This is a genomic window from Vibrio makurazakiensis, assembly GCF_050337375.1.
Classification (GTDB): domain Bacteria; phylum Pseudomonadota; class Gammaproteobacteria; order Enterobacterales; family Vibrionaceae; genus Vibrio; species Vibrio makurazakiensis.
Genome location: NZ_JAKJSW010000255.1, coordinates 1 through 5,498, shown reverse-complemented (window position 1 = coordinate 5,498; position 5,498 = coordinate 1). Strand labels below are relative to the sequence as shown.

Genomic DNA, 5,498 nt, shown 5'->3' with positions numbered 1-5,498 from the left:
TCGTTACGTGTTTAACGACAACAAAGAATGTTGTCGTTAAACACGTAACGAAACACAACATTGGCAAAAGTAAGTAGCGTCATTGCGCCAAGAAAAAATGCGATTAATGACTCTTCAATCGCATCGGTAACTTTTCCGACTTTGGAAAATAGGGACTGCTTTTCCATTTGAGGGGACTCCATAAATAAAGGCTCCGCTTATACTTATAATTTTGTTTAAGGAGTGGTGGTGAGGAGACACCACTCCTTTCAGCGGTGTTATTTATTCGAAGCTAATGCTGCTTCAATAAGATCTGAACCGATGTCTTTTTCAAACTTCTTCCATACTGGCTGAAGCGCTGTTACCCAGGCTTGACGCTGAGCAGATGTTAGCGTGCGAACTTCACCACCGGCTTCGATGATGTTGTTTTTGTTTGCAAGGTTAACTTTCGAAGACTCAGCATTACGAGTGGCAGACACTTCTTTCACAATAGTGCCTAATTGAGTGCGTACATCTTCTGGTAGGTTTTTCCAGAAATCGTTCGACGTTACGACTAGGTAATCAAGAATACCGTGGTTAGTTTCTGTTACACCGTCTTGAACTTCGAAGAATTTCTTACCGTAGATGTTTGACCAAGTATTCTCTTGCCCGTCGATAACCTTAGTTTGTAGGCCGCCATACACTTCTTTGAATGACATTTTCTGAGGGTTCGCTCCTAGCTGTTCAAACTGAGCCACCAATACGTCTGATGCTTGAACACGGAACTTAAGATCTTTCGCATCTTCAGGGTTAAGTAATGGCTTGTTTGCCGACATTTGCTTCATGCCGTTATGCCAGAAAGCCAGACCTTTTAGGCCACGACGTTTCATTGCGTTCTTTAGCTTTTCACCTGATTCTGAATTTTGGAAACGGTCAACAGCTTCTACGTCTTCAAATAGGAAAGGAAGGTCAAAAATGCGGTATTTCTTAGTGAATTTTTCAAATTTAGACAGCGATGGTGCTGCCATTTGAACATCACCATTTAAAAGGGCTTCCAGTACCTTGTTATCATCGTAAAGTGTTGAGTTAGGGAAAACTTGCATACAAGCTTTGCCGTTCATTTCAGTGTTTACTCGCTCTTCTAGCAAAGAAGCCGCGATGCCTTTCGGGTGCTTATCGGTATTAGTAACATGGCTAAATTTGATCACCAGTTCACCTGGGTCACAGTTAGCAGCAGCATTAAAGCTGGTCAGAGCCAGAGCAGATACAGAAAGCAAAGTAAGAGGCTTAAACATTATTATTCTCCTTAGTAAACAAAACAGCCCATCAATGGGAACTGCGCAGTTTCTATAGAGCAACTAATAAGCCAACTTAACAAAATACAAAAACACGATTCATAACAACAAGTTAAATGCAATTAGGATAAGTGAGAGATCAATCAGTTTCAATGATGGGTGGAAAATGACACATTGATATTTAACCAATGAGCATCAAATGACACATTTAATTAACAAGGCAAATGTCAGAGAGGGTGAATAACAGAAGGAGAATGATACATAGGAAGGAGGATTATGCATCATTCCCCAATCAGTAGTTTCAAAATTACAAAGCCATGTATATTACAAAACTATGCATTAACAAAGCAGTCTACATGACAAAACTAGGGGCAAACGCATCGACAATTATTGGGGAAACTTCGATGACGCTTTAAGCTATGTGGTAAGTATAGTCAGAGAGCAAAAACTAAAAGCGCACTAACGATGTTTTGACAGTAAATTGACAATGCAAATCACTTCGCTTCCGAAAACTAAAAAGCCTGACCATCACAAATTGAAAGGCCAGGCTTCAAGATTAGTACCCTCAGCTAACAACGCTAAGGTTCAAATTTAAAAATCAATTCTTGCTTCTGTTTGTGCGTCAAAGAAGACAGCTTTTGATAAGTCAAAATGCAGTGGAGCCATCTGCCCTACTGACACTTCAAACTCAGGTGACAATCGGCACGCGACTTCTTGATCGTTAACCTTAACCATTGCAATCGTATCTGGGCCTGTTGGTTCTAGAACTTCTAGCTTTAAGTCCAATAGAGTAGAGGCAGATGTGTCTTCACTTTGCTGCTCACTAATATGCTCTGGGCGCAAACCTATCACAACCTCTTTACCATCTTGCTCACGCATACTTTGTGGTAAACGAATATGGTGTTCTTGATCGGCTGTTCCCGTCACTTTAATGATCGGATTTTGGTCATCATCCAAATCAACCATCGTCTTAATAAAGTTCATTGAAGGCGATCCCATAAAGCCCGCCACAAACATATTGTTTGGCTTAGTGTAAATCTCTTGCGGCGTACCTAATTGTTGCAACTCACCGTCTTTCATTACTGCGATTCTATCTGCTAGCGTCATCGCCTCTATTTGATCGTGAGTTACGTAAACAATCGTCGTGTTTAACTGTTGGTGTAAGCGCTTAATTTGATGGCGCATTTCTACACGTAATTTAGCATCCAGGTTAGAAAGCGGTTCATCAAACAAGTACAACTTAGGTCGGCGAGCTAGAGCGCGCCCCATAGCAACACGTTGACGTTGACCACCAGAAAGTTGCGATGGTTTGCGATCTAACAAATGATCAATTTGCAGCATCTCTGCGACTCGGTTTACTTCTGCATCAATCTCTTCTTGAGGCATCTTGCGGATCTTCAACCCGAAAGCGATATTGCCTCGAACCGTCATGTTCGGGTAAAGCGCATAAGACTGGAACACCATTGCGATATCACGGTCTTTAGGCTCAACTTGTGCCACATCTACCCCGTCAATCACGATCTCACCTGAGCTGATATTTTCTAACCCAGCAATCGTATTCATCAAGGTCGATTTACCACACCCCGAAGGGCCGACAAGTATCAAAAATTCCCCCGAATCGATACTAATGTCGATGCCCTTTAACGTTTCGTTGTCCGCGTTACGGTAAGTTTTACGGATCTCTTTTAAATCTAATGTTGCCATGGTAATTATCCTTTTACTGATCCTGCCGTTAGGCCACGAACAAAGTATTTTCCTGCGAAAACGTATACGAGAAGTGTTGGAAGCGCGGCAATAATCGCAGCTGCCATATCGACGTTATATTCTTTAACGCCAGTACTGGTGTTGACCAAGTTATTCAATGCTACGGTGATCGGCTGAGTATCAGAGCCGGAGTAAACCACGCCGAATAAGAAGTCATTCCAAATCGCCGTAAACTGCCATATGACGGTTACCATGATGATTGGCGTGGATATAGGTAACAATATCTTGAAGAAAATCGTAAAGAACCCTGCCCCATCAAGTTTAGCTGCCTTGATCAATTCATCAGGAATCGAGATATAAAAGTTCCTAAAGAATAGCGTAGTAAACGCCATGCCGTAGATAACGTGAACGATGATCAAACCAACAGTCGTATTTGCGAGTCCCATCTTGCCAAGCATTGTTGCCATTGGCAGTAATACCACCTGGAACGGAATGAAACATCCAAATAGCAATAAGCTAAAGAACAGATTAGAGCCTCTGAACTGCCATTTAGTCACGACATAGCCATTAAATGCACCAAGCAATGTAGAGATAGCAACAGCGGGTATCACCATCTGAAATGAGTTCCAGAAGTAACCTTTTACCCCTTCACATTTCACACCCGTACATGCGCTATCCCATGCTTTATACCAGGCATCAAATACCCATTCTTTAGGTAAACTCATCAGGTTACCGGCTTTAATATCTGGTAACGTTTTGAATGATGTTAGCGCCATCACAAACAGCGGCATCAAGTAAACCAAACAAAAGAAAATCAGCAGTGAATAAATAAATAGTCGAGCAAAATTGATGTTATTCATCATGACTTTTTCTCCCTAAGTTCAGAGTAAAGGTAAGGCACTAGAATCGCGAGAATACCCGCTAACATCATCATTGCACTGGCGGCACCTAAACCAATTTGGCCACGAGTAAAGGAGTGTGCGTACATAAATAGGGCTGGTAAATCTGATGAATAACCAGGGCCACCCGCCGTCATTGCGGTCACAAGGTCGAAACTCTTGATCGCGATATGAGACGTGATGATCACGGCACTAAAAACAACAGGACGAAGGCAAGGTAAAATGATTTTGAAATAAATGGTTGGAAGACTCGCGCCGTCTATTTGTGCTGCTTTAATAATCGAAGAATCTATACCGCGTAATCCCGCTAGAAACATTGCCATAACGAAGCCAGATGACTGCCAAACTGCCGCGATAACTAAGGTATAAACGGACATTTCAGAGTCAACGAGCCAATCAAATTTGAAGTTTGTGAAACCCCAGTCATGCATCAGTTTTTCGATGCCTAACCCTGGGTTCAAAATCCATTTCCAGGCAGTACCCGTTACGATGAATGACAGTGCCATTGGGTATAAATAAATGGTTCGAATAGCGCCTTCTTGACGGATATTTTGGTCAAGAAGAACAGCCAACCCCACTCCAAGAATGATAGCTACGGCCATGAACATGAAGCCGAAAAGGCCTAAGTTGGTAATAGAAGTTATCCAACGGTCGTTATCCATTAGCTTTTCAYACTGAGCAAAGCCCACGAAATTAAAGCTCGGTAAGAACCGGGAATTGGTCAATGAAAGTGCAGCTGTCCAGAAAATATAACCGTAGATACACACCACAGTCACTAACGCAGTTGGCGCCAATACAATTTTCGGAAGCCAGTTTTGTAGCTTGTCAGCAAAACTAGGCTTTGGTGCAGCCGTGTGCTTTCCTGAGTTAGCTTTTGAGCGATTTAAAGCATGCTCCATAACAAGTCCTTGTAACGCAATCTCATCTCTATTCCACACCTAAAAATACTGATTTACGGTGTCGAAATAGAACATCTCACATCTTTTAAATATGCTTGTTACTTCAGGCTCATAGAGGTCACTGAAGAGAACAATCATAAAGTAAGTAAAGAGTGAATAGGCTCCCCACGAGCCTACCCACCCTGGGGGTAAGGCCAAGCCAAACTGAATCTTTGAGCGTCTGTTTAGCTTGGGTTAAGCTCGATTAGATAGCTGCTTTAACTGCTTTCGCCAGTTTTTGAGCCGCTTGTTGAGGATCGGCGTTCTTCTCGTTAAAGAAGTTAGTCACCACATCGTAGATAGCACCTTGAGCGTAGCTCGTTGTCGCTAGACCATGAGCCATACTTGGAACTAGATCACCAGTATCAGCACTTGCTTTGAATGTGCTCATTGAATCAAGTGCACATTGGTCGAATTTAGACATGTCCATATCTAGGCGTACTGGGATTGAACCTTTGTTCAAGTTGAATACTTCTTGGAAGTCTTTGGTCAGGATTGTTTGAGCTAAGTCTTGTTGTGCTTTTTGGTTACTTGAGCCGTTTAGCTCAAAGAACGCGAAACTATCAATATTGAAAGTGAATTGACCACTTGTACCCGGCGCAGGCGCACAAATGTAGTCTTTACCTGGTACTTTGCCCGCAGCAGTGAACTCGCCTTTCGCCCAGTCACCCATGATTTGCATTGCTGCTTCACCATTAATAACC

Annotated in this window: 4 protein-coding genes and 2 pseudogenes; all 6 read right to left on the bottom strand. The window is 42.5% G+C overall.

Annotation, left to right across the window (positions count from 1 at the left end):
• Positions 1–23: 23 nt before the first annotated feature.
• Positions 24–182 (bottom strand): annotated as a pseudogene (locus L4C33_RS19345) (TRAP transporter small permease); the annotation flags it as partial.
• Between the two features lie 75 nt (positions 183–257).
• Positions 258–1,253, bottom strand: coding sequence for a TRAP transporter substrate-binding protein (locus L4C33_RS19340; RefSeq protein ID WP_428814034.1), 996 nt, complete (start codon positions 1,251–1,253; stop codon positions 258–260).
• 591 nt (positions 1,254–1,844) lie between these two features.
• Positions 1,845–2,957 carry an ABC transporter ATP-binding protein gene (locus L4C33_RS19335; protein WP_428814033.1) on the bottom strand — a complete coding sequence of 371 codons (1,113 nt, stop codon included), beginning with the start codon at positions 2,955–2,957 and terminating at the stop codon, positions 1,845–1,847.
• 5 nt (positions 2,958–2,962) lie between these two features.
• Positions 2,963–3,820: a carbohydrate ABC transporter permease gene (locus L4C33_RS19330; RefSeq protein WP_428814032.1), complete on the bottom strand. Its 858-nt coding sequence runs from the start codon at positions 3,818–3,820 to the stop codon at positions 2,963–2,965.
• Positions 3,817–4,755, bottom strand: a complete 939-nt coding sequence (locus L4C33_RS19325) for a carbohydrate ABC transporter permease (protein WP_428814031.1) — start codon at positions 4,753–4,755, stop codon at positions 3,817–3,819. Before L4C33_RS19325 ends, L4C33_RS19330 begins: the two co-directional genes overlap by 4 nt.
• 244 nt (positions 4,756–4,999) lie before the next feature.
• Positions 5,000–5,498: pseudogene (locus L4C33_RS19320) on the bottom strand (sugar ABC transporter substrate-binding protein); the annotation flags it as partial.

Bases quoted from the DNA above. Each gene is read 5' to 3' on its own strand.
- L4C33_RS19330 (WP_428814032.1), bottom strand. From the start codon at position 3,820: ATGATGAATAACATCAATTTTGCTCGACTATTTATTTATTCACTGCTG.
- L4C33_RS19335 (WP_428814033.1), bottom strand. From the start codon at position 2,957: ATGGCAACATTAGATTTAAAAGAGATCCGTAAAACTTACCGTAACGCG.
- L4C33_RS19340 (WP_428814034.1), bottom strand. From the start codon at position 1,253: ATGTTTAAGCCTCTTACTTTGCTTTCTGTATCTGCTCTGGCTCTGACC.